At 62.9% G+C, this 24100-nt stretch carries 18 protein-coding genes; 8 read left to right on the top strand and 10 right to left on the bottom strand.

Annotation, left to right across the window (positions count from 1 at the left end; genetic code table 11):
- Positions 1–10: 10 nt before the first annotated feature.
- Both AC097P_RS18750 and dinG read right to left on the bottom strand, forming a co-directional pair.
- Positions 11–550: a DUF2799 domain-containing protein gene (locus AC097P_RS18750; RefSeq protein ID WP_479611939.1), complete on the bottom strand. Its 540-nt coding sequence runs from the start codon at positions 548–550 to the stop codon at positions 11–13.
- A 29-nt stretch (positions 551–579) separates the two neighbouring features.
- Positions 580–2733: an ATP-dependent DNA helicase DinG gene (gene dinG, locus AC097P_RS18745; RefSeq protein WP_479611938.1), complete on the bottom strand. Its 2154-nt coding sequence runs from the start codon at positions 2731–2733 to the stop codon at positions 580–582.
- A 171-nt stretch (positions 2734–2904) separates the two neighbouring features.
- On the opposite strand from dinG, the gene AC097P_RS18740 reads away from it, so the two are divergent.
- The gene (locus AC097P_RS18740; RefSeq protein WP_479611937.1) at positions 2905–4584 is read left to right on the top strand and encodes an AMP-binding protein; all 1680 of its coding nucleotides are present in this window, start codon (positions 2905–2907) and stop codon (positions 4582–4584) included.
- 55 nt (positions 4585–4639) lie between these two features.
- Here the strand turns inward: AC097P_RS18740 and AC097P_RS18735 are convergent, their stop codons facing one another.
- From AC097P_RS18735 to AC097P_RS18725, 3 genes are all read right to left on the bottom strand, one after another.
- The gene (locus AC097P_RS18735; RefSeq protein ID WP_479612097.1) at positions 4640–5566 is read right to left on the bottom strand and encodes a pseudouridine synthase; all 927 of its coding nucleotides are present in this window, start codon (positions 5564–5566) and stop codon (positions 4640–4642) included.
- 2 nt (positions 5567–5568) lie between these two features.
- Positions 5569–6375: a tRNA (guanosine(46)-N7)-methyltransferase TrmB gene (gene trmB, locus AC097P_RS18730; protein ID WP_479611936.1), complete on the bottom strand. Its 807-nt coding sequence runs from the start codon at positions 6373–6375 to the stop codon at positions 5569–5571.
- Between the two features lie 62 nt (positions 6376–6437).
- A complete protein-coding gene (locus AC097P_RS18725; protein WP_479611935.1) occupies positions 6438–6905 on the bottom strand; it encodes an Lrp/AsnC family transcriptional regulator in 468 nt (155 codons plus the stop codon).
- A 137-nt stretch (positions 6906–7042) separates the two neighbouring features.
- Here AC097P_RS18725 and AC097P_RS18720 point away from each other — a divergent pair, with 137 nt between their 5' ends.
- Both AC097P_RS18720 and mdeB read left to right on the top strand, forming a co-directional pair.
- Positions 7043–8296: a methionine gamma-lyase gene (locus AC097P_RS18720; RefSeq protein ID WP_479611934.1), complete on the top strand. Its 1254-nt coding sequence runs from the start codon at positions 7043–7045 to the stop codon at positions 8294–8296.
- Between the two features lie 160 nt (positions 8297–8456).
- Positions 8457–11108: an alpha-ketoglutarate dehydrogenase gene (gene mdeB, locus AC097P_RS18715; protein ID WP_479611933.1), complete on the top strand. Its 2652-nt coding sequence runs from the start codon at positions 8457–8459 to the stop codon at positions 11106–11108.
- 52 nt (positions 11109–11160) lie between these two features.
- On the opposite strand, the gene AC097P_RS18710 is transcribed toward mdeB, so the two are convergent.
- Positions 11161–12303 (bottom strand): thrombospondin type 3 repeat-containing protein, encoded by a 1143-nt coding sequence (locus AC097P_RS18710; protein ID WP_479611932.1) that lies wholly within the window; start codon positions 12301–12303, stop codon positions 11161–11163.
- Between the two features lie 84 nt (positions 12304–12387).
- Between AC097P_RS18710 and AC097P_RS18705 the strand changes: the two genes are divergently transcribed.
- The gene (locus AC097P_RS18705; RefSeq protein ID WP_479611931.1) at positions 12388–15753 is read left to right on the top strand and encodes an ATP-binding protein; all 3366 of its coding nucleotides are present in this window, start codon (positions 12388–12390) and stop codon (positions 15751–15753) included.
- 26 nt (positions 15754–15779) lie between these two features.
- Here the strand turns inward: AC097P_RS18705 and AC097P_RS18700 are convergent, their stop codons facing one another.
- On the bottom strand, positions 15780–16565 hold the full coding sequence (locus AC097P_RS18700; protein ID WP_479611930.1) for a PEP-CTERM sorting domain-containing protein: 786 nt from the start codon (positions 16563–16565) through the stop codon (positions 15780–15782).
- A gap of 120 nt (positions 16566–16685) precedes the next feature.
- On the opposite strand from AC097P_RS18700, the gene AC097P_RS18695 reads away from it, so the two are divergent.
- Genes AC097P_RS18695 through AC097P_RS18685 form a run of 3 tightly spaced genes read left to right on the top strand, consistent with a single transcriptional unit; the run spans position 16686 to position 20175 of the window.
- Positions 16686–18212: an alpha/beta fold hydrolase gene (locus AC097P_RS18695; RefSeq protein WP_479611929.1), complete on the top strand. Its 1527-nt coding sequence runs from the start codon at positions 16686–16688 to the stop codon at positions 18210–18212.
- Entirely contained in the window at positions 18209–19000 is a 792-nt protein-coding gene (locus tag AC097P_RS18690) for an ABC transporter ATP-binding protein (protein ID WP_479611928.1), read from the top strand. The genes AC097P_RS18695 and AC097P_RS18690 overlap by 4 nt, the downstream gene beginning before the upstream one ends.
- Positions 19001–19005: 5 nt before the next feature.
- A complete protein-coding gene (locus AC097P_RS18685) occupies positions 19006–20175 on the top strand; it encodes an ABC transporter permease (protein ID WP_479611927.1) in 1170 nt (389 codons plus the stop codon).
- On the opposite strand, the gene gluQRS is transcribed toward AC097P_RS18685, so the two are convergent.
- The 3 genes from gluQRS to AC097P_RS18670 form a co-directional block, all read right to left on the bottom strand.
- Complete coding sequence (gluQRS, locus tag AC097P_RS18680; RefSeq protein WP_479611926.1) at positions 20136–21125, bottom strand: tRNA glutamyl-Q(34) synthetase GluQRS; 990 nt, start codon at positions 21123–21125, stop codon at positions 20136–20138. The genes AC097P_RS18685 and gluQRS overlap by 40 nt on opposite strands.
- An 82-nt stretch (positions 21126–21207) precedes the next feature.
- Positions 21208–22251 carry an NAD(P)/FAD-dependent oxidoreductase gene (locus AC097P_RS18675; protein WP_479611925.1) on the bottom strand — a complete coding sequence of 348 codons (1044 nt, stop codon included), beginning with the start codon at positions 22249–22251 and terminating at the stop codon, positions 21208–21210.
- 61 nt (positions 22252–22312) lie between these two features.
- Positions 22313–23257: a LysR substrate-binding domain-containing protein gene (locus AC097P_RS18670; RefSeq protein WP_479611924.1), complete on the bottom strand. Its 945-nt coding sequence runs from the start codon at positions 23255–23257 to the stop codon at positions 22313–22315.
- A 107-nt stretch (positions 23258–23364) separates the two neighbouring features.
- Here AC097P_RS18670 and AC097P_RS18665 point away from each other — a divergent pair, with 107 nt between their 5' ends.
- The gene (locus tag AC097P_RS18665; RefSeq protein ID WP_479611923.1) at positions 23365–24066 is read left to right on the top strand and encodes a pirin family protein; all 702 of its coding nucleotides are present in this window, start codon (positions 23365–23367) and stop codon (positions 24064–24066) included.
- Positions 24067–24100: the final 34 nt, after the last annotated feature.

Genomic DNA, 24100 nt, shown 5'->3' with positions numbered 1-24100 from the left:
GTGCGTGGGATCAGGGGCCGAGCAATTGCTGCTCTGTTAACAACCTGCGCAGGTGGAACTGCTCGCGGTCCAGTTGGCGCAGGTTGTTGCGAATGTCTTTTTTCTCATCATCGCTCTTGGATTCTTCCAGCCGCCTTTGCAGGCGTTCGGATTCGCGCGCATTGCGCTGCATTTGTGACTGCGTGTTGTGCACCTGCAAACCTGCCTCCAGGTAGCGCGCAAAACCGGCGTATCCCACCTGGCCTTGGCAAACCGCGGCCTTGCCAGAGTTGCCTTGCGTGCCCTCGCGCCAGCCGTTGGCGGGGGTGCAGAAGTTGACGATGCCTTGGTCCCAGCCATACCGGTAGAGCTGCGCATTGGGCACCACGCCGACCTTGCCGCAGTCTTCGGTGTAAGCGGCAATGCGGCGCTCGCTTTCACCGCGCGTGCCATCCGTATGGCCTACGCGGCCCCAGTCTGCCACCTTGCATTCCGTCGGCGACATCGACTCGCAGCCCGCCAGCAATAGGGACGCGATCAACAGCAAGAGCAGGGCGACGTGCTTTTTCATGGAGAGCCTTTGGCAGCAGGGGTGTCGATTCAAATAATAGCGCGACTCTTGCGCTGATCCAGCCGGTAGGGCGGCAGGCCGTTCAGCATGCGCCGGCCGTAGGCGGTCTGGGTCAGTCGCTTGTCGTAGCAGATGACGGCGGCGTGGTCGTCTTCGGTGCGGATGGCGCGGCCGGTCCACTGCAGCAGCTTGATGCCGGTGGCCGGTATCACCAGTTCGTTGAACGGGTCACGACCCACGCTGCGCAACCATTCTGCGCGGGCTTCGTCCACAGGCTCGGACGGCGGCGCAAACGGCAGCTTGGTGATGAACACCGTGTCGCACAGCTTGCCTGGCAGGTCCAGCCCCTCGCCAAAGGACTGCATGCCAAAGATGACCGATGGCAGACCCGACTCCACCCGCGCCATGTGGCTGCCCAACAGGCGCGCGCGCGATTGCGTGCCTTGCACCAGCACCACCTCCATCAGCGCGGCGGGTAGGGCCTCGGTGGCCACACGCATCTGCGCGCGTGACGTGAACAGCACCAGCGCGCCGGTCTCCACGTTGGCCAGGTCCTGCATCAGCTCGGCCACCATTTCGCGGGTGTAGGCATCGGCCTGCTTGGGGTCGGCCGAGGTTTGTACGACGGTCAGCAACCCCTGGCGTTTGTAGTCGAAGGGGCTGGCCACTTCCAACGCCTGCACGTTGGGGTTGTTGATCAGCCCGGCCTCGTGCAGAAAATAGTCGAAGCTGCCGCAGCTGGTCAGCGATGCCGATGTCAGCACGGCACCGCGCACCTGGCTCCACAGGAACTGGCGCAGCAGATCACCGGGCACGATGGGGCACGCGTGCGCCGTCATTGTCAGGTAGCCATGCTCGCTCTCGGCCTGCAGCCACTTGGCCAGCGGTTGGGGGCCATGCTCCAGCAGCAGGGCGGCTGTGGACACCACCCCGTTCAACCGCGGCGCCAGCGCCCCCATCTTGGCAAATAGTTGGGCGCACAGCGTGGCCTGGCTGGGGTCTTCCTTGGCAACAGCTTTCACGTCTACGCCCAAGGCCTCCAGCGCCTTGGACAAGCCGGCCGCCTGCGCATGAATTTGTGCCACGGGTTCGGTCAGTTCTTCGGGCAGCACGCCGTGGGCAAAGCGCAGCGTGCCATCCTTGCCCCCACCGTCCGGGTTGTGGCCGGTGCTGGCCCACACCAGGTCCATCGCCATGCGGGCCAGTTGGGTCAGCGCACCTTTGAGCTGGCTGGTGACCGTGGCCACGTCTTCGCCGGCATGCAGGTGCAGTGCGCTGCTAACCTCGCCGACGATCTTGGGCAGCTTGTCCAGCCAGCGCAGGTTGCTCATGTCCATACTGCTCGAAAACTGGTCCAGCGCAACTGCGGGCAGGTGGTGGCCCTCGTCGAACACCACCAGGCAGTTGTCCAGATCGGGCAGCGTCTTCATGCCCAGCGACGCCAGCACCAGATCATGGTTGGCAACGATGACATGGGCCTCGGCCAGGCGCGTGCGGGCCTCGTAGTAGCTGCAGTCTCTGAACCGGGGGCAGTGGCGCACGGTGCAGGTGTGGCGCTCGGCAGCCACGCCAGACCAATCGCGCGGATCGGGTGCGTCGGCCAGCGTGTCGCGGTCACCATCCCAGCTGTTGGTGGCCAAGAGCGTGGCCATGGATTCGTAGAGGTGGATGCGGCGCTCTTCGGCCTCTTCCTGCGACAACACCGACCCAAACTTCTGTGGCGTGGGCGCGTCGTTGTCGGCGTCAAACAGATCATCCACCGAGCCGCCATTGCCCACCAGCCGCTCCAGCTTGAGCTTGCAGACATAACGCCCGCGGCCCTTGGCCAGCGCGAACACAAAGGGCTTGTCCATGGTCTGGGCCAGCGCGGGCAGGTCCTTGGTCATCAGTTGCTCTTGCAGCGCCACGGTGGCGGTGGAAATCAGCACGCGGGTCTTGCGCTCCAGAGCCAGTGCCACTGCAGTGGACGCGTAGGCCGCCGACTTGCCCACGCCGGTGCCCGCCTGGATGACGGCAATGGCTTTGGTAGGTGTCGGGTGCTCCCCAATGTCGGCCTGTGCCAGTGTGGCGGCCACACAGGCGGCCATCTCGTGCTGGCCCAGGCGAGGCCGGAAGCCGGGTGTAGCGCCCACTACTTTTTCAAAAGCCGCCAGTGACAGGTCGGCCAATCGGTCAGAGCTCAAACGATTCCATTCAGAAGGGTGCGCGGCATGGCGCAAAAAGAGAGGGTGGCGGGTGCCATTGCTGGCCCTCTGCCATAGGGATTTACGCTTAAACAGTTTAGAGTCTTTTAACAGCGGTTGGTGCCATCTAATGGGGTATTCTGTGGCCCTAACCCAATAAGGAGACACGCGGTGGCCAAACCCAAACTGATTCTGGACTATGTCTTTGACCACGAAGCGAAGCTTGCGGACACAATCTACCTGACCCAGCCTGTTGGTGGTGGCCAGGTCACCGATTACACCTGGAAACAGACCCTGGACCAGTCCCGCCGCATGGCCAGCCACCTGAAAGAACAGGGCCTGGAAGCCGGCGCACGCGTTGCCATTCTCTCCAAAAATTGTGCGCACTTCTTCATGGCCGAGCTGGCTATCTGGATGGCCGGTTGCACCACGGTGGCCATTTTCCCGACCGAGACCGCCGAGACCATTGGCTACGTGCTGGAGCACAGCGGCGCCAGCATGCTGTTTGTCGGCAAGCTCGACACCTGGGACCAGCAAAAACCCGGCGTGCCCGCCAGCCTGCCCTGCATTGCATTCCCCCTGGCACCCAAGAACAGCTATGAAGGCTGGGACGCCATCGTAGCCCGCTCCAAGCCAATGACCGGCCGCGTGGCACGTGCGGGCACCGACATCGCCATCCTGCTATACACCTCGGGCTCCACCGGCACGCCCAAGGGCGTGATGCACAGCTTCGAGCGCATCACCAAGGTTGCGGAAAACATTTCCAAAGATATCAAGTCCCGCATTGGCGATATCGAAGAGAACCGCATCCTGTCTTACCTGCCGCTGGCCCACGTGTTCGAGCGGGCCTGGGTAGAAAGCGCGTCCATGGTGGACGGCAAGACGCATGTCTACTTCGCCGAGTCGCTGGACACCTTTGTCAAGGACCTGAACCGTGCGCGGCCCACGACCTTTATCTCGGTGCCGCGCCTGTGGCTCAAGTTCCAGCAGGGTGTGTTCGCCAAGATGCCGCCCAAGAAGCTCAACCGCCTGCTCAGCATTCCGATTTTGAGCGGCATCGTCAAACGCAAGGTCTTGAAGAATCTGGGCCTGGACCAGGCCCTGCTGGCCGGCAGCGGCTCGGCACCCATTCCTGCCGAGCTGATCAGCTGGTACCGCCGCCTGGGCCTGAACCTGATCGAAGGCTATGCAATGTCCGAAGACTTTGCGTATTCGCACAACTCCACGCCCGAAGTCAACGCCCCCGGCTGCGTGGGCCTGCCGCTGCCGGGCGTAGAGGTGAAGATCAGCGAAGAAGGCGAGATCTTGATCAAGTCTCCCGGCCAATTGGTCGGCTACTACAAGCGTCCCGACCTGGATGCCGAAGTCTTTACGCCAGACGGGTACTTTCGCACCGGTGACCGTGGTGAGCGCCGCGCTGACGGACTGCTGAAGATCACCGGCCGCGTCAAGGAATTGTTCAAAACCTCCAAGGGCGAGTACGTGGCCCCCGCGCCTATCGAGAACAAGCTCAATGCCCACCCACTGGTCGAGATGAGCATGGTCTCAGGCCCGGGCCAGCCTGCGGCCTATGCGCTGGTGGTGTTGGGTGAAGACGTACGCCCCAAGCAGAAGGACCCGGCCTTCCGCAAAGAGGCAGAAGCCCAATTGACCCAATTGCTCAACGATGTCAACGCTGACCTGGTGGGCCATGAAAAGCTGCAACTGATCGTCGTGGCGCAGCAGCCGTGGACTATTGAGAATGGATTCCTGACCCCTACGATGAAGATTCGCCGTGCCCGCATCGAGGGTGAGGTCGCCCCCAAGGTCGACAGTTGGTATGGTGGCAAAGGCAAGGTGCAGTGGTCGTGATGGCCGTTGTAGCGTGCTACTAAATCAGTAGCGCACTATTCAATGGATACGGGGGCTAGACAGCGGTTTTATTGAGGACTGCTGTCAGCCCCCGTAGTCGTTTCTGGCTTTCAAAATGGCGCGTTTTGCCGGTGATGGGGTCGGTAAAGGCGATGCTGCGGGCCAGCAGTTGCAGTGGCTGGCTGTAGTCGGCGCTGCCTTCGGGCGTCAGCGTGGGGTAGATGCCATCGCCCACGATGGGCAGGCCCAGCGCCGCCATGTGCACGCGCAATTGGTGGCGTTGGCCTGTCACCGGCTTGAGCGCGTAGCGCGCCCAAGCGCCCAGCACTTCGATGGGCGCAATGTGGGTCAGCGCATTGGGCGCACCGTCTACCTCGGTCTGCTGCATGAAGTGGGCCGAGACTGCGATGCGGCTTTCGCGCGTCAGCGGCCACGGCAGGTCAGGGTTCCACGGGGCGATGCATTCGTAGGTCTTGTCTACCCGCCGTGCGCGAAACAGCTCCTGGTAAGCGCCGCGGCTGGCTACCCGCTTCGAAAACAGCACCAGGCCCGCGGTATCGCGGTCTATGCGGTGGATAGGGGACAGCGCTTCCAGCCCCAATGCGTTTTTCAAACGGATGAGCACCGTCTCCTGCAGGTATTTGCCTGAGGGCAGCACCGGCAGGAAATGGGGTTTATCGACCACCAGCAGGTGATCGTCTTGCCACAGCACCACTGCTTCAAAGGGAATCTGAGGTTCGGCCTCCACTGCACGGTAGTAGTAGAGGCGGCGGCCTGCTTCAAAGGCCGTATCTGCAGCGATGGTCCGGCCCTGGTCGTCCACCACATCGCCGTGATACAGGCGCTGCGCCCATACCGCTACAGGAACGCCGGGAAATCGGCTGGTCAAAAAATTCAGCATGTTGACCCAGGCACCCGGCAGCGTGACGACGCAACTGGGGCCGACCCCGTTGCGGTCGGGTGGCGGGTTGGGCCGGTGCAGCGTCACACGCGCTCAAACACCAGATCCCACACGCCGTGGCCCAGCTTGATGCCCCGGTTTTCGAACTTGGTCAGCGGGCGGTAGTGCGGCTTGGGCGCGTAGCCATGCAGTTCGGGGTTGGTGGCCAATGCGCGGTTCTTCAGCAGGGGCTCTGCTGTCAGCACTTCCAGTATCTGCTCAGCATACGGCTGCCAATCAGTCGCGCAATGGATGTAGCCGCCGGGCTTGAGCCGGCGCGCCAGCTTGGCGACCAGCGGCGACTGGATCAGCCGGCGCTTGTTGTGCTTGGTCTTGTGCCACGGGTCGGGGAAGAAGATGTGCACGCCGTCCAGGCTTTGCTCGGGCAGCATGTGGTCAATGACTTCGACCGCATCGTGCGCGCAGATGCGGATGTTGCTGATGTTCTGCTCGCCGATGCGCTTGAGCAGCGCGCCCACACCAGGCTCGTGCACCTCGCAGCACAGGAACCGGGTGTCCGGCAGCACGCCAGCGATATGTGCCGTGGCCTCGCCCATGCCAAAGCCGATTTCGAGCACAATGGGGGAATTCCATATGCCGTTTCGCTCTGCAGCCCCCGCGGAATGTGCGTAAGCCGCTATCAAATCAATAGCGTTTTTCTGGTAGGGCAGCAAGAACTTGGGCCCCAGTTCTTCAAACGCCTTGGCTTGGCCCGTGGTCGTGCGACCCGCCCGCTTCACAAAGCTCTTGATCGTGCGCATGAAGGGCTTGCTGGCATCCGCGGGTGTCTCTGTGTCGGGCGTGGTGGGGGACTCGCTGGAGGGCGCGTTGGGGGGGAATTGGGTGCTCATTCGTCGTCTTTCGGGGGCCGGCGCGCGGTTGGCGGACGGGCCTGCATTGTAAGGAGGTGGCTTCAGGCGCCCACTGGCAGGCTACCGGCCGCCTTCACTTCTTTCAGCGAAAAGCTGGTTGCGATTTCCTTCACGCCCGGCAGGCATCGGATTTTGTTGCGCACCAGCGCGGAAAAGCTCTCCAGGTCCACCTCCAGCGCCTCGATCAGATAGTCGTAGTGGCCAGACAGGTTGTGGCAAGACACCACCTGGGGCAGGGCGACCACCTCGCGCTCGAAGGCGGCGGCAATCTCGGCGGTGTGGTTCTGCATTTGCAGGTGGATGAAACCGGTGACGCCATAGCCCAGGTGTTTGCGGCTCAGCGTGGCGTGGTAGCCCTCGATGACGCCGGATTCTTCCAACTGCCGCACGCGGCGCCAGCATGGCGATTGGGACAGCGACACGTGCTCGGCCAATTCGGCCATGGTCTGGCGCGCATCGCGCTGCAAGGCCAGCAAAATGGCCTGGTCGGTGGGGTCAAAAGGCTTCATGGGTGAATTTTGCCCTAGATGGTTAATTTATAACGATATTTAACCCTTAACTGGTTCATATATTCGAAATATCGCGAAATACATCCTGCGGCTGTGCATAAAAATTCTTCTATACAACACCAATAGGAGACCGCCCCATGAAAGCCAATGACCTGCCGTTCGACGCGATTCCCCCAGCCGCCAAGCCCAAGGCAGGCGGTTTCAGCACCCGTGCCATCCATTGGGGCTACAACCCCGCCGACCACAACGGCGCCCTGGTGCCCCCGCTGTACACCTCATCCACCTTTGCCTTCCCCGATGTTGCCTACGGCGCGCGCTGCTTTGCCGGCACCGAGCAGGGTTACTTCTACACCCGCATCGCCAACCCCACGCTGGCACTCTTGGAAGGCCGCTTGGCCAGCCTGGAGCAGGGCGCAGGCGCCGTGGTCTTTGGTTCGGGCATGGGCGCCATCACGGCCACCATGTGGTCCATGCTGGAGCAGGGCGACGAAGTGCTGGCCGACATCACGCTGTACGGCTGCACGTTTGCCTTCATGAACCATGGCTTGACCCGTTTTGGCGTCACCATCCGCCATGTGGACATGACCGACCCCCAGCAGGTAGCCCAGGCCATGGGTCCCAAGACCAAGGTCGTCTACTGCGAGACGCCGGCCAACCCCAACATGCGCCTGGTGGACATTGCCGCCGTGGCCGAGATTGCGCACAACGGTGGCGCAAAACTCATCGTCGACAACACCTACTGCACACCCTATCTGCAGCAGCCCTTGTTGTTGGGCGCCGATGTGGTCGTGCATTCCATGACCAAGTACCTGGGCGGCCACGGTGATCTGACTGCAGGCGCTGCGGTGTTTGCCGATGCCGACCTCGCCAAGCAGGTCCGTCTGGTCGGCCTGAAGGACATGACCGGTGCGGTGATGTCGGCACAGGATGCACAGCTGGTGATGCGCGGCCTCAAAACCCTGACCCTGCGCATGGACCGCCACTGCCAGAGCGCGCAAATCGTGGCTGAGTTGCTGGAGGCGCATCCCGCCACGGCCGTTGTGCACTTCCCCGGCCTGCCCAGCTTCCCCCAGCATGACCTGGCCAAGCGCCAGATGCGCCAGTTCGGCGGCATGATCGCGTTTGAACTGAAGGGCGGCATGGAAGCCGGCATCCGTTTCATGGACGCACTGCAGCTGGTGACCCGCGCAGTGAGCTTGGGCGATGCCGAATCGTTGGCCCAGCACCCTGCCAGCATGACCCACAGCACCTACACACCCGAAGAGCGGGCTGCCTGCGGCATCAGCGAAGGCCTGGTGCGCTTGTCGATCGGGCTGGAAGACATCGAAGACATCGTGGCGGACATCACGCAGGCGCTGGCTTGCGTGGCGCAGGTCGCCCAAGCGGCCTGAGACCAGCGGCCTGCAGGGCCGACGAAACTGCGCGGCCGCAGGCTTGCGAGTGCATGCTGCCGTTGCAATTCCTGTTTTTGGCATTTTGTGCTGCCGGGCCTGGCTTTTTGGATGCAGATTGGCAGCACATTCGGTGCCTGCGTTTGTATAGTCAGAGCCCATGAACACCACTTCGCACATCCCCACGCCCGCTGTCGACGCTGATCCACAAGAAACAGCAGAGTGGACACAAGCCTTCCAGTCCGTTGTTGCAACCCACGGCGCGGAGCGTGCGCGCTTTGTGCTGGACCAACTGGTGCGCCTGGCGCACACGGCCCAAGTCGGCTGGTCGCCCGAGCTGGCCACGCCGTATGTCAACACCATTCCGGTCGACCAGCAGGGCAGCTTCCCCGGCGATTTGGCGATTGAAGAAAAGCTGGCGTCGCTGATGCGCTGGAATGCGCTTGCGATGGTGGCCCGCGCCAACGGCGCATACGGAGAACTGGGCGGACATATCGCCAGCTATGCCAGCGCGGCGGATTTGTTTGAGGTGGGGTTCAACCATTTCTTCAAGGGCTCACGCGGTGGTGATCTGGTTTTTTTCCAGCCCCACAGCGCGCCCGGCGTCTACGCCCGGGCTTTCCTGGAAGGGCGCTTGAACGAAGCCGACCTGGCCCATTACCGGCAAGAAATCACCGCGCCAGACCAAGGCGCACGCGGCCTCTCCAGCTACCCGCACCCCTGGCTGATGCCCGACTTCTGGCAGTTCCCCACCGGCTCCATGGGCATTGGCCCCATCAGCTCCATCTACCACGCGCGCTTCATGCGCTATTTGTCGCACCGAGGCTTGCTGGACTGCGACGGCCGCAATGCAACAGGAGGACGCGCCGCTTCGCGCCGCGTGTGGGGCGTGTTTGGCGACGGCGAGATGGACGAGCCCGAAAGCATGAGCGCGCTGACGCTGGCCAGCCGCGAGAAGCTGGACAACCTGGTCTGGGTCGTCAACTGCAACCTGCAGCGCCTGGACGGCCCGGTGCGTGGCAATGGCCGCATCATCGACGAGTTGGAAAAGCTGTTCCGCGGCGCAGGATGGAACGTCATTAAATTGGTCTGGGGCAGCGACTGGGACGGCCTGTTTGCACGCGACACCACCGGTGCACTGGTGCAGGCCTTTGCCAATACGGTCGACGGCCAGATGCAGACCTTTGCCGCCAAGGATGGCCGCTTCAACCGCGACAATTTCTTTGGCCAAAACGAGGCGCTGAAGCAACTGGCCCAGGGGATGACCGACGAGCAGATTGACCGCCTCAAACGCGGTGGCCACGACATCGTCAAGATCCACGCCGCCTACGCCGCGGCAGCACAGCACAGCGGCCAACCCACCGTCATCCTGGCGCACACCAAGAAGGGCTATGGCATGGGCCAGGCCGGGCAGGGCAAGATGACCACACACAGCCAGAAGAAGCTGGACGAGGCCGCGCTGATCGAATTCCGCAACCGCTTCAACCTGCCACTGACCGACGCGCAAGCTGCCAACCTCGAATTCTTCAAGCCCGCGGATGACAGCGCAGAGATGCGCTACCTGCACAGCAAGCGCGCACAGCTGGGCGGCTACCTGCCACGCCGGGAGACGGCGGCCGATGTAGTGCCCGTACCCGCGCTGAGCAGCTACGCCGCCTTTGCCACGGCTGCTGCGGATAAGGAGATGTCCACCACGATGGCCTTTGTGCGCATGCTGGGCAATCTGCTGAAGGACAAGGACCTTGGGCCGCGCATCGTGCCCATCGTCGCCGACGAGGCACGCACCTTTGGCATGGCCAATCTGTTCAAGCAGGTCGGCATCTACTCCAGCGTGGGCCAGCGTTACGAACCCGAAGACATAGGTTCGGTGCTGAGCTACCGCGAAGCCATGGACGGCCAGATTCTGGAAGAGGGCATATCCGAGGCTGGTGCCATCGCCAGCTGGACGGCCGCCGCGACGAGCTATAGCGTGCACGGCCTGGCCATGCTGCCGTTCTACATCTATTACTCCATGTTCGGCTTCCAGCGCGTGGGCGATGCGATCTGGGCTGCAGCGGACCAACGCTCACGCGGCTTCCTGCTGGGCGCTACATCCGGCCGCACCACGCTGGGCGGCGAAGGCCTGCAGCACCAGGACGGCAGCAGCCACCTGGTGGCAGCCACGATACCCAACTGCAAGGCCTACGACCCAGCCTTTGCCGGTGAGATGGCGGTCATCATCGACCACGGCATGCGGGAAATGCTGGTGGAGCAAAAAGACGTTTTCTACTACGTCACGCTGATGAACGAGAACTACGCCCAGCCCGATTTACCTGCAGGTGCAGAAGTCGATGTGGTCAAGGGATGCTATAAATTTGCTAGCTGCTTACGCACGTCTGACGAGGGCTACAGCCAGAATTCGCTTAAGAATGTGACGCTGCTGGGCTCTGGCGCGATCCTGACCGAGGTCGTCAAGGCCGCCCACCTGCTAGCGGCGCAGGGCGTGAACGTGGATGTCTACAGCGTCACCAGTTGGAGCGAGCTGGCCCGCGACGGCCGCGACAGCCTGCAGCGCCAGATGGCCGGCGATGCCACGGCGCCCATGCCCTTCATCGAACAACAATTGCAAGGCAGTGCCGGCCCCATCATCGCCGCCACCGACTACGTGTGTGCCGTGGCTGAGAGCGTGCGCGCGTTCCTGCCGGCGGACCGCCGCTACCTTACGCTGGGTACCGACGGCTTTGGCCGCAGCGACACGCGGGCTGCTCTGCGGGGCTATTTTGGGGTGGATGCGGCGAGCATTGTGCGGGCTGCCTTGGGGCAGTTAGGCTGAAATTGCGGGGCGCCGCCGCGCCTCATCGCTGCCAACATGCCGCACCCGCAATCTACTTGACGCATCCGACTGTGCAAGTGTCCTTGCCCCCTTTTGGAACGGCGGGCAAGTCCGGACGCGGTAGGTTGGGGTTTACCTCCGGTTGCGCGTCGGTCAGCCGGGGCTGGTCCAGCACCATCAGCGTGCTGTCCGGGTATTCGGGGTCGATCAGCATGATCAGGGTTCTGCGGTCCAGCGTTTGCGGATCCTCCGAGCCCGGCGCAGACCAGCCATCGACGGTATTTACCGCCGCGCCGCGCAGTCGCTCCTGGGCTTTCTTCTGCTCGGGGGTTGGTTCAACGTAGCCTGTATCGGCGTCTGGATTGAAGTAGGAACCTGGAGTGACCTTGGTGATCCCTCCGTCCGCGTTGCGCCAGACGACAGTTTTATCGGACTGATCAGTCCTGGTAAAGCCATCGTTATAGGTATGCACTGCTCCGCCATCCTTGTAAAACTCCACTTTTTTCTCCCCCCCGTGGTCTGGAACCTTGGTGAGGGGCACCAGATCATCACTGATCAGGCGCATCTCAATGCCGCCCACGCGTCGCCCGGGTAGGCCGGAGTCGTCGTTCTTCTTCAGGCCAAATGAAAACCCGTCATGCAACGGGTTGTTGGTGAGCCCACCCATGGTGATGCTGTATTCCTTCAGCATGTCCGCGTCGATGCCCGCTCGGCTGAGGCTGTCCCCCCGCTTCGGCCCTAGGGGGAAAGCCTGGGCTATTTCGATAGCGCTTTTCCCCTTGTAGTACTCCTGCAACCGCGCCTGCATTTCTGCGGGAAAGACGGCGAAGGCGCCACGACCGGCCTCGAACGAAGGCAGTTGCGATTTGCCACTGAGCTCGGCCACTACCAGCAAGGAAGGCTTGCTCAGCCGGTCGTAAGGATCTGTGCCGGCCATGATCTCGTCCGCGTCGCAGACGCCATCGCCATCCGAATCCACCACACTCCAGGCCATGTAACAGCCTGACACATCACACAAGCGGGTGATGCGGACGGGCGGCGGTGCCTCCGACAGCTCGTTGCGGCTGGCCTTCCCATCGATTTCTCCGGCCCCCCCACCCCCACCACAAGCGGATACCAACACGCTCACTCCAAATGTCAACGCCAGTGCGTTCATTAAGCCCGGACGGGCTCGGTGCAATACATTACGTTTCATATCTACTCCCTGATCAGGCGGCGACATGCCTCCTCTCAAGGTGGGTTGTACGAGCCTAAGCGTTATGAAAGCGTTATGGAGTCTATGAAATCATCGCCGCCACCGTTGCATATCCGTATCTGCGGCTCGCCCCAGGTCCGGCTGGCCGATGGCACCCATGCTCCTTTGGCCCCGCGCGACGCAGCGCTAGTGGCCTGGCTGGCGCTGGAAGGTCCCACACCGCGCATCCGGCTGGCACAGTTGTTATGGCCTCAGAGCTCGCCCGAGGCTGCACGTAACGCCTTGCGCCAGCGCTTGTTTCAGTTGAAGAAGCAGTTCGGTGATAGCCTCATCTGTGGCAGTGCCACGCTAGCGCTGGATGCGGGGGTGACCTACGAGTTGGCCGAATCGGATAGCGTGCTCGGTATGGCGGATCAGGGGTTCGGTCAGGAGTTCAGTGCTTGGCTGGCTCAGCAAGCTGCTGCGCGGCGCACGCGGGTGTGTGAAGCGCTGGCCCAGCGATGCGAACAATCCCTGCAGGCGCACGACTACGCCGAGGCCCTGTCGCATGCCAACGCGTCGCTCTCTCTTACCCCTCTGTCGGAAGACGCCTACCGTCGCCTGATGCGTGTGCACTACCTCGGCGGTGATTGGGTGGCTGCCTTGCTGGCATTCGACCAATGTGAACAGATGCTCAAGGACGACGTTGGCACCACACCTTCGCCAGAGACGCGGGCTCTGCTGGCCACCATTGAGCGAGCCCATAGTAGTCCGACCCCTACCTCCCAGCGGGTTCCTGCCTCTGTGCTGCGTCCACCCCATTTGATCGGTCGAGAGCATGCGTGGGCGGCATTGCACCAGGCCTGGGATCAGGGTAGTGCGGCCATCGTTGTCGGTGAAGCGGGCATGGGGAAGACGCGGCTGATCACCGATTTCGCACAGGCACGCGGGCGCACTGTAGTGGTGGGTGCGAGGCCGGGCGATGCGCGCGTGGTGTATGCGTCGGTATCGCGCTTGCTGCGTCAGCTGCCACGCCAGGGACTGGACCAGTTGGAAGCGCCACTGCGCCGGGAACTGGCCCGGCTATTGCCCGAACTGGGCGACGCTTCGCCTATTACTTCGCCCGAAGAGCGAACCCGATTTTTTAATGCCATTTTGGCCGTACTGGAAAGTGCGGTCTTTGCGGTGGATGGCTTCGTGTTTGATGATCTGCACTTTGCCGATGACGCCAGCGTGGAGTTGTTGCAATACCTGTGGGCAGGTTCACGCAAGTGTTGGTTGGTGGCGGCGCGCGGCGTTGAAGTGGGCGACACCGGGCGTGCACTGATTGCCGCCTTCTCTGCTCAGGAACAAGCGGTGTCCATCTCGTTGGCGGCTCTGACACCGGAGCAGGTGCACGCGTTATTGAGCTCCTTGGATTTGGTTGGCCTTGACCCGGCAGAGGCTGCACCCGTGTTACTGCGCTACGCCGGTGGCAACCCGCTGTACCTGTTGGAGACGCTTAAGGCCTGGTGGACGAAAGGGTCACCCCTGATGGAGCCTGGCGCTCTCTCCCAAGCGCCACTGTCAGTGCGGTTGGAGCATTGGCCTAGTGCGGGAAACGTGGCCGCGTTGATCGAGCGCCGCATAACACAGCTATCGCCGCAAGCCGTTCAGTTGGCGCGCTGTGCTGCCGTGGCCGGAGGCGACTTTTCCATCGAACTGGCATCACATGTGCTGGGTGTGCGCACCATAGACCTTGCCGACCCCAGCAATGAGCTTGAGGCAGCGCAGGTTTTCCGCGCAGGAGCTTTTGTACACGATTTGATTTACGAGTCTGCGCTAGCTTCAATTCCGGAACCTGTGGCACAGCGTCTGCACGCTGAGATTGCTGCCTTTTTGCAGGCCCGTGTAAGCGAGCCGGCTCGACTCGCACAACACTGGGCGGCGGCCCTGCAATGGGCGCAGGCGGGCGCGGCCTACTGCGCAGCAGCTGCGCGCTCGCGCGATGCGTCTCGCCTGTTGGAACAGGCAAGCCTGCTGGCCGAGGCGGCCCAGTGTTTCGCGCGTGCGAATCTGCCACAAGAGCGTTTTGATGCCTTGCTGCAGCGTGCGCGCGTGCTCAGCGCCAATGACCTGGGACTGCCAGCCCAGGAGGCGATAGCGCAAGTCGATGAAATCGCGTCTACCGATGCGCAGCGCCTGCAGGCGCTTGATGCGCGCCTGGAACTCTCCATGACGCGCTACGAGAGCGAGGAAACGCTGGAGCTAGCGCGCCGCGCGATGGACAGCGCACGTGCGTTGGGGCGTCGCGACCTGGAGCTGCGCTTCGCCATCATTCTGTCGGGTGTGCTTTGCGACTTGCGCCAAGCTGCGGAGGCGGTGGTCTTGCTGGGGCTGTTTGCGCCAGATGTGTGCAGGCATGCCAACCTTGAACAACAATGGGAGTACTGGGAAGCCACTGCGCTGGCGCTTGATTACGCCAACCGCCTGCGTGACGCGTTGCCTGCGTGGGAGCGGGCACGGGAACTGGCGCAAGGCTTAGGGCGGCGTGACATGGTGTGGAAGACCATGTCGAACACCGCTTCGACGCTGGCTAAGATGGGCTTGGTTGTACAGGCCGCGCACATAGGTGCAACCGCCCGCCAGCTTGCGCTGGATGGAAGCGAAGGTGTCACGATGCGGGTGCTGCAGATGCAGGTGACGGTGGCGCACCGCTTGCGTGATGCGGGCTCGTATGACCAAGCACTGCCCATGTTGGAAGAAGCCCTGGCCGGTTACGAAACCTTCGGAGGTTCACACACCGACAAGGCCCTTGTCGAGCAGCGCCTGGTGGTGCTCTACCAGCAATTGGGGCAGCCCGCGCGTGCGGCCTCCTTGCTAGCCACACCTCGGCCTGGCGTGCCCAAGGGCGTGGCCATGATCCGGCTTGCCCACTGTGCCGAGCTGGCCCAGCACATGGGGAACGATGGTCTTACGCTGATGCGCCAGGCGTTGCAGATCATCCCCAATCCCGACGACATTTATTACCGCATCACCAGCCTCTTTGCGACCCGTCTCGTAACTGCTGAAGAGGGTGAAGCCATGGCCGCGAGCCTGGCCGTTTGGGCTGATGGGCGTGAACGCTACGGCGTGGCGCTGGCGGGCCACGTACGTGCGAGCGCCTGCGCTTTGAGCCAAGGCGCCCCAGAGCGGGCGTTGACGCATGCCCAGGCCGCGCTGCAACTGGTGCGCGGCTATCTACCCGACAGCTTCTACCTACCGGAGGTCTGGCTGGTGGCAGCCCAGGCCATGGGTGCACTCGGACTGATTGAGGAAGCCCGTCGCGCTGCCCATGAGGGTCAGGTTTGGGTGAAGGGGCGCTGCACTGCGCACGTGCCGGTGGAATTTCGAGACAGCTTTCTGCACCGCAACCCGGTCAACCGCGCGCTGCTTGCCTTGGAGTCAGATATGACCGGAATGTCAGTTGTTGACGCTAGCAAGCGGGGCTGACCTCCCCGCTTGGTTGGGCTATTTATTCAAGCAGCTTTGGATTTGCGGCGACGGGCGATGGCACCCATCAGCCCCAACCCAGCCAACATCATGGCGTAGGTTTCAGGCTCCGGTACAGCAGACACGCCGAAGCCGGTTGCGTTGTCACCAATGCCGTCGAGCAGACCGAAGTTGCCGGATTTGAAATTGCGAGCGTTGGTGCGGATCACCTGTACAAAGCTGGTTGTGCCAGGATTGATCTTTGAATTGGCGTTCGCAACAAAGTTGAAGCCGATTACGCCAAACGGACCTCGGTCGGCATAGTCAGAAGACTCTGTGCCTTTGGTGAAGAAGCCATTGGACGCATTGATCTGGAATACGTTGACCGCGCTTGCGCCCAGTGCGCTGAAATCCCAACCAGAAAAGCGTTCGATGCCGTTCACTGAGGTGGAAGCGTTGGCAAATTGGTAGTAGAAATCCAGGCCGGTTCCTGTGTCGTACACCGCTGTGCGCGCGATACCCTGGTAGCTGATGTTGCTGATATTGGTGGTTGCAGACGCAACCAGGCTTCCGCCGAAGAACGTGTTACTGATATCAACTGAAGTTGTTGGTGTGTTGATGATCAGAGCTGTTGCTTGCGCGGCACCTATCGCACCTGTAAAAGCGAACGCGACTACCCCCAGTTTTGTTCTAAGTTTCATAGCTAACCCCTTTTTAAAGACGAGACGTGGGCAATGAAAACCATTACCCAGGGAAAGAGTATTTTTTTGAATACCTTTGTTATGTGCGCTGTGCCACGCAATATCCGAACGGCCTTCCGTGGGCCAGCGCACAGACGTCTGTGCTCGGCAGGCGTCTCAGCAATTTACTCTTTGCGGCGGCCCGCATAATGGCGGGCCGTTTGCAAACCCGTACAAGCGGACATGGCGCACGCTAGCTTTTGAGGTGTATTGATGATTTTTCGTACGTTACGTCCCCGCGTTTTGACCATGACCGTGCTGGTGGCTCTGGCTGCGTTGCAGGGGTACGCACAGACAGTGCCTTCCACGCATGCCTGCCGCATCGATGGTCTGCCCAACGAATTGCAGTGTGGTTCCCTCCAGCGGCCACTGGACCCTGCGCAGCCTGCAGGCGTGCAGATCACCGTGCACTACCTGGTGGTGCCGGCTCTGGCGCGCAACAAGCAGCCCGACCCGGTGCTGCTGCTGGCCGGCGGGCCAGGCCAAAGCGCCATCGGCGTCGCTGCGGTTGTGCTGCCCCGGTTTACGCGCCTGAACTACCGCCGCGACCTGGTGTTCATCGACCAGCGCGGCACCGGCAAGTCCGCGCCGCTGCAATGCGATGACGACAGCAAATTGCCGGTCGTCGAGGCGCTGGACCCTGCAGCCCAGACCCGCCGCCTGGAGCAGTGCCGCACCGCACTGATGCAATTGCCCTACGGTGATCTGCGTTTCTACACGACGACCATCGCCATGCAGGACTTCGAGGCCGTGCGCCAGCAACTCGGCGCGCCGCAGTGGAACCTGGTGGGGGCGTCTTACGGCACGCGTGCCGCGCTGGAATACCAGCGGCAATTCCCTGACAAGGTGCGCCGCTCAGTGCTGGATGGCGTGGCACCGCCCGACATGGCGTTGCCCGCCAGTTTCTCCGTCGACGGCCAGGCCGCACTGGACGCCAGCCTGCTGGCGTGCGAGCAAGAGCCGGCCTGTGTCGCGCAGTACCCGCAGCTGCGCCAGCAGTGGTCGGCACTGCTGCAAAGCTTGCCGCGCGCTGTAAGCGTTAACCATCCGGTGACCGGCCTGCCCGAGCGCTTGGTGCTGACGCGCGAGCTGCTCTTGCGCAGCGTGCGCGCACCGCTATACGTGCCAGCGCTGGCGTCTGCACTGCCGGCCGCCCTGCACGCGGCCAGCCAAGGCCGTTTTGAGGGGCTGCTGGGCTTGGGGAGCGCAGTGGGCACCCGCAAGACCATGCGGGTGGCCATGGGCATGCATTTCTCGGTTGTGTGTGCCGAAGATGTACCCCGCTTGGCCAGCGCGCTCGACAAACCCGGTTCGGACTTTGGCGGCTTCGATGCCAGCTTCTACACCCAGACCTGCCAAAACTGGCCCAGAGGGGCTGTGCCGCCCGAATTCTTCAAGATCAACCCGACGCGCTCTGCGGTGCTGGTGCTCAGTGGCGGTGCAGACCCGGCCACGCCACCGCGCCATGGCGAGCGTGTGGCCCAGGCGCTGGGCGCGCAGGACAAATCTCTGGTGCAACACATCGTGGTGCCGCAGGCCGGCCACGGCGTGGCGGCGGTGGGCTGCATGAACGAGGTGCTGTTCCGTTTCATCGATGCCAAGGTCGATACAGCCGCCTTGCCGCAGGATGCGGCTTGCGCCACCCGAATTCCACGGCCCGGCGCGTTTGTACCGGCCCAGTCCGGCACGACCGGCAGCGCAGCACCACTGCCGTCCACTGCTGAAGGTAACACGCCATGATCCACATCGACAACGTCAGTAAGCACTTTGTGTCGCGCACCGGTGGCTCGCTGTTCAAACCCGCGCCGAAACATACGGTGCATGCGGTGCAGGGCGTTACGGTGCACGCGGCCAGCGGTCGTATCACTGGTTTGCTGGGGCCTAACGGTGCGGGTAAAACCACCACGCTGCGCATGCTGGCCGGGTTGCTTCAACCCGACGGCGGCAGTATCACGGTGGACGGCATTGCGGTAGAGCAGGCGCCGCGCCTGGCGCTGGCACGCATGGGCATACTGGGCGATGCGCATGGCTTGTACCCGCGGCTGACGGCGCGCGAAAACGTCATCTACTTCGGCCGCTTGCACGGCATGGAGGCCGATGCGGCCAGTGCCCGCGCCGACGAGTTGTCACGCCTGCTGGACATGGGCAAGATTCTGGACCGGCGCGCCGAGGGCTTCAGCCAGGGCGAACGCATGAAGACGGCGTTGGCCCGCGCGCTGGTGCACGACCCTGCCAATATCGTATTGGACGAGCCCACCAACGGGCTGGATGTGCTGGCCACGCGCGCGCTGCGTGAGGCGTTGCGCCATCTGCGCTCGCCGGCGGGTGGCAACAAGTGCATCGTCTTTTCGACACACATCATGCAAGAGGTCGAGCAGCTATGTGAGCACGTCGTCGTCGTGGCGCAGGGCCGCAGCGTGGCCCAGGGATCGGTGCCTGAGCTGCTGGAGCAGGCTGGCGAATCCAAGTTCGAAGACGCCTTTGTCCGGCTGGCCTTTGCCGATCTTCCAACACAAGGTGTCATATGAGCAGGATGTTGTTGAAAAGCTTCTGGATTGTCTTCACCAAAGAGGTGGCGGACGCACTACGCGACCGGCGCACGCTGCTGCGCCTGCTGGTGCCAGCTGTGCTGATGGGGCCGTTCCTGCTGCTGGCGTTGTCGGCGCTGATCTCGTCGTTGGAAGACCGGGCCGAGAAGCGCGAGGTGCTGGTGGTGGGCATCGAACATGCGCCCAGCCTGCGTAATTTTCTGGAGCGCCAGACCTACACGATCAAGGCCGCACCTGCGGACTACGAGGCCCGGCTGCGCGCCACCACTTTGCTGGAGCCAGTCATGGTGATTGGCAAGGATTTTGAAGAGGCGCTGCGTACCGGCGAGCCGCCCACCGTGGAGGTGGTCAGCGACAGCGCCAACCAGCGCGCGGGGTCCGGTGTATCCACGCTGTTGCGGCTGTTGCAGGGCTTCAACCGCGAGCGGGCCACGCTGAGCATGGCGTTGCGCGGCGTGTCCACCAGCTTGCTCCAGGCCGTGGACGTGCAAGAGCGTGATCTGGCCAGCGCCCAGGCGCGCGCGGCCCGCCTCACCGGCATCATTCCCATGTTCATCATCATGGCTGTGCTCTATGGTGCCCTGACCGCGGCGTTAGACAGCACGGCCGGCGAGCGCGAGCGGGGTTCGCTGGAGCCACTATTGATGAACCCAGTGCAGCACATTGCGCTGGTGCTGGGCAAGTGGGGCGCGGTGGCGCTGTTGGGCATGGCGGTGGCCTTGCTGGCCAACCTCAGCTTTCTGCCGGCGCAATGGCTGCTGCGCAGCGACAGCCTGCAAGCCATGTTCCAGTTCGGTTGGTACGAGGTCGTGGCCTTTTTGTTGCTGCAGTTGCCGCTGGCCGCAGGCCTGGGCGCGGTGCTGATGGCCATGGCCATACGCTCCAAAACTTTTAAGGAAGCGCAGGCTGGCAGCGCGCTGATCGTCACGCTGGTGGGCCTTGCGCCCATGGTGAGCATGCTCAACCCGGGGGGCGACGCGCCCTGGTACTTGTGGGTGCCAGGCCTGGCGCAGAACACGCTGATGATGCTGGTGCTCAAGGGCGAGTCGCTAACGTTGGCCCGCGTGCTGCCCGGCGTGGTGGTCGGCGCGGTATTGACCGTGCTGTGCCTGCTCTACGTGGCGCGGTCGATGCGCGTCGCCGTAGCCCGGTAGAGGTCGCTCCAGGCATGGGTCCATAGCGCCAGGGCCTCGGGGATGGTGCTACCGGGGTTGGCTGCGGTTAGGCCCAGTGCTTGGGCAGCCTGTTGCAGTGCCTTCAACGTGGCTGCGGGGCTGGACGTATCCAGCGCCTGGGCGCCGTTTTGCTTGGACAGCTTTTCGCCGTTGTCACCCCGCACCAGCGGTGTGTGCCGGTACTGCGGCGAGGGCAGGCCCAGCGCCTGTTGCAGCAGCACTTGGCGGGCCGTGTTGTCCGCCAAATCCAGCCCGCGCACCACATGCGTGATGCCCTGGGCGCCATCGTCCACCACCACCGCCAGTTGGTAGGTGTAGCAGCCGTCGGCACGCTTCAGTACGAAGTCGCCCACCTCGGTCTCCACGTTTTGCTGCTGTTCGCCCATCTGCAGGTCGTGCCATAGCGTGGGTTGAGTTGCTATGGTTTCAATAGCTGCTTGCGCGCGCTGCACGAGGGCTACAGCCTGATTTGGCTTAAGAGTTTCGGTCAGAAGCCGCCATGCAGCGGGTTTTGCCCCCCGCATGCCGTGGCGGCAGGTACCCGGGTAGACCAGTTCGCCGTGGCGTTGCCGCGTTTTGCCTTGGGCTTGTATGGCGGCTTCGATGTCTTTGCGCGAGCAGCAGCAGGGGTAGGCTAGTTGGGCGTTTATCAGCTGGTCCAGCGCCTGCTGGTACAGAGCCGAGCGTGTGGATTGCAGCACCACGGCTTCGTCGGGCACCAGGCCGCAGTCGCCAAGTTGCTGCAGTATGCGTTCGGTGGCGCCGGCGACCGTGCGTGGCAGGTCCACATCCTCGATGCGTACCAGCCACTGCCCGCCATGGGCGCGCGCGTCCAGCCAACTGGCCAGCGCCGCCACCAGCGAACCCGCGTGCAGCGGACCGGTGGGTGAGGGGGCGAATCGGCCCCTGTAGCTGAATGTGGAAGTCATGGCGTGAGTGCCGCCGGGCCGCCCCAAGGCGCGAGGGTCCCCTCGGGGGGCAGCGACCCGCGCAGCGGTGAAGCGTGGGGGCTTAAATGATGGTCAGGGCCAACTCCAAACCGGAAACGAAGGCATCTTCTACGCGGTGCCCAATGCACCAGTCACCACAGACGCCTATGCCGGCACTGGCATCCCACAGATGGGATTGGCCCAGCGGTAGCTCGGTCTTGGCGTAGAGCCAGCGTTTGGTGTCTGCGTGGGCAGCCTGGGCGCGTATGCCGGTGACTTCGGCAAAGGCCTTGGTCAACTTGGCCTGCACGCGCTTGGCGTCGTCTTGCAGGTGCTCTTGGGACCATGCGGAGCTGGCCTGCACGGTCCAGCGCTCCACAGCGCCACGGCCGGGCTTGCTGGATTCGCGGGTCATCCACGCAATGCGGTGGTGGGTGCTGCGTGCCGCGTTCCACTGGGGGCCCAGCGCTATCAAGCCGGGTTGCATGGCCTGGGGAAAGGCCAGCATCAGCGTCCAGCACGGCAACACGGTGACACGGCTTATCTTTTTTGCCAGGCTGGCAGCTTTGGGTGCGGTCTCCAGCAGCGCCTTGGCCTGGGGGGAGGGCACGGCCAGCACCACGGCATCAAAGCCGCCGTAGACATGGGTGCTATCGCCGGCACCGGTGGTGCGCAACTGCCACTGTGCCTTGTTCAGCGTGTCGCGCTCGATGTGCGTTACCTGGGTGCTGAGCTCCAGGCTCTCGGTTGCCACCAGCGGTTGCACCCAGCGGCGTACCAGCGTGCTCATGCCCGGGCTGGGCACCCAGTGCGGTTCGCGCGCGGGCAGGCCGGCGGCGGCCACGCGGCCATGGGCGTCAAGCACCTGCACGGTATTGGCGCTCCAGCGCTTGGCTACGGATGGTGTTGTCTGCAGCGCTTGCATGAAGCGGGGGTCGCGCACGGTGAAATATTGCGCACCGGTGTCAAAGGTGCCAAATGGGCTGTTGCGCGTGGCCATGCGACCGCCCACGGTGTGGCTCTTCTCGAACACGGTGACCCTGTGGCCCGCCTGCACCAGTGTGCGTGCGCAGGTGACTGCGGCCATACCGGCGCCAACGATGGCAATGTGTCGGGAAGCGGTCATGGGTGTTGTCTCCAAGAGTTGTTGGGTTGTTTGTGCCAGTTTATACGTGAGTCGTGCGCGCTCAGGAATTTCCGCGGTGCTGTTCCAGCAGCGCGGCGCGTGTCATCGGACTTTCCATCTGTTGCAGCCACCATTGCAGCGCGCGGCCCTGTGTCGATGTGGTGGCACCGCGCCATGCAAAGCTCAGTGGTACCTGGCGCTGCGGGCGCTCGGTTGTCTTGACGACCAGGCGGCCGGTCTCGATATAGGAGCCAGCCATGCACATCGGAAGGTAGCCACCACCCAGCCCGCGCAACTGTGCGTCGAGCTTGGCGTGCATGGTGCCAACGGTGAACACATCCTGGCCGCTGAGCAGTCCAAAGGTGGCACCGGCGCCGCGTTGCAAAGAGTCGGCTACGGCGACTGCGCGGTGCTGCTGGATCAGCGCATCGCTCAGTGGCTCGGCCGCATTGGCTAACGGATGGTGGGGCGCGACGACATAGACAAATTCCATGCTGCCCAGCGGCTTGCTCTGTATGCCCGCCATGTTGGCCGCGTCCAGCGCCACGCCCAGCGCCAGATCGGCCTGGCCGGAGGTTAGTGCCTCCAACGTGCCGGTCAAGGCCTCGTCACGCAGCTTGATGCGGGTTGGCGGGTTCAGGCTAAAAAAGCTCTCACACAGCTCCATCACCGTACCGCGGGAGATCACGGTGTCTACGGCAATGGTCAGCTGCGATTCCCAGCCCGTGGCGACGCGTTTGACGCGGTTGGCTACGGCATCAATCTCTTGCAGCAGGCGCGCGCCCTCTTGCAGCAGTTCGGCACCGGCGCGCGTCAGCTTGGCCTGGCGCGAGCTGCGGTCGTAGAGCAGCACGTCCAAAGCGTCTTCGATCTGGCGCACCCGGTAGGTCAGCGCGCTGGGCACCATGCCCATGGCGCGGGCCGCCGCTGCAAAGCTGCCGGCGTCTGCAATGGCCTGCAGCATGGCCAGCGCATCCGGTGTCAGCACATCGCGGGCAGTTTGCATGGAGAACCCAGATAAATTGAAATTATTTGAATGATGCCATCAATCACCCAGCATGGGAATAGCGCGCGCCAGCCGCAAAATTCAATCCACAGAAAGGGATACACACTATGTTGACCGTACGCAAATCTTCTGACCGCGGCTATGCCGACCATGGCTGGCTCAAGTCTTTTCACAGCTTTTCGTTCGCTGGCTACCACGACCCGGAGCATATGGGCTGGGGCAATCTGCGCGTAATCAATGAAGACCGCATCGCGCCGGGCACTGGCTTTGGCACCCATGGCCACCGCGACATGGAAATCATCAGCTATGTGTTAGCCGGCAACCTGGCGCACAAGGACAGCATGGGCAATGTCAAGGGCATTCCGCCCGGTGACGTGCAACGCATGAGCGCGGGCCGTGGTGTGCAGCACAGCGAGTTCAACCATGCACCCAATGACACGACACATTTTTTGCAAATTTGGATCGAGCCCAATGTGACGGGCATCCCACCCAGCTATGAGCAAAAGGCGTTCAGCGATGCCGAAAAGCAAGGCGTGCTGCGCTTGGTGGCATCGCCCGATGGTGCAAACGACTCAGTGCTGATCCACGCGGATGCCCGTTTGTACAGCGGCCTGTTGGATGGTGCGCAGACGGCCTCGCTGGCCATGGACCCCAAGCGCAAGGCCTACCTGCACGTGGTGCGCGGCGCGGTGTCGGTCAATGGCGTAGCGCTCAGCGGCGGTGACGCTGCCTTGCTGGAAAACGAGGCCCAGGTCAGCCTGGACCAGGCCAAGGATGCCGAAGTTTTGTTCTTTGATTTGCTGGCCTGACGGTCCGCACTTAAGTTTTATCAACAGGAGTTTT

The organism is Rhodoferax sp. ZS1R8, from assembly GCF_056521325.1.
The sequence above is the reverse complement of the archived record's forward strand: the minus strand, read 5'-3'. Positions and strand labels throughout refer to the sequence as shown.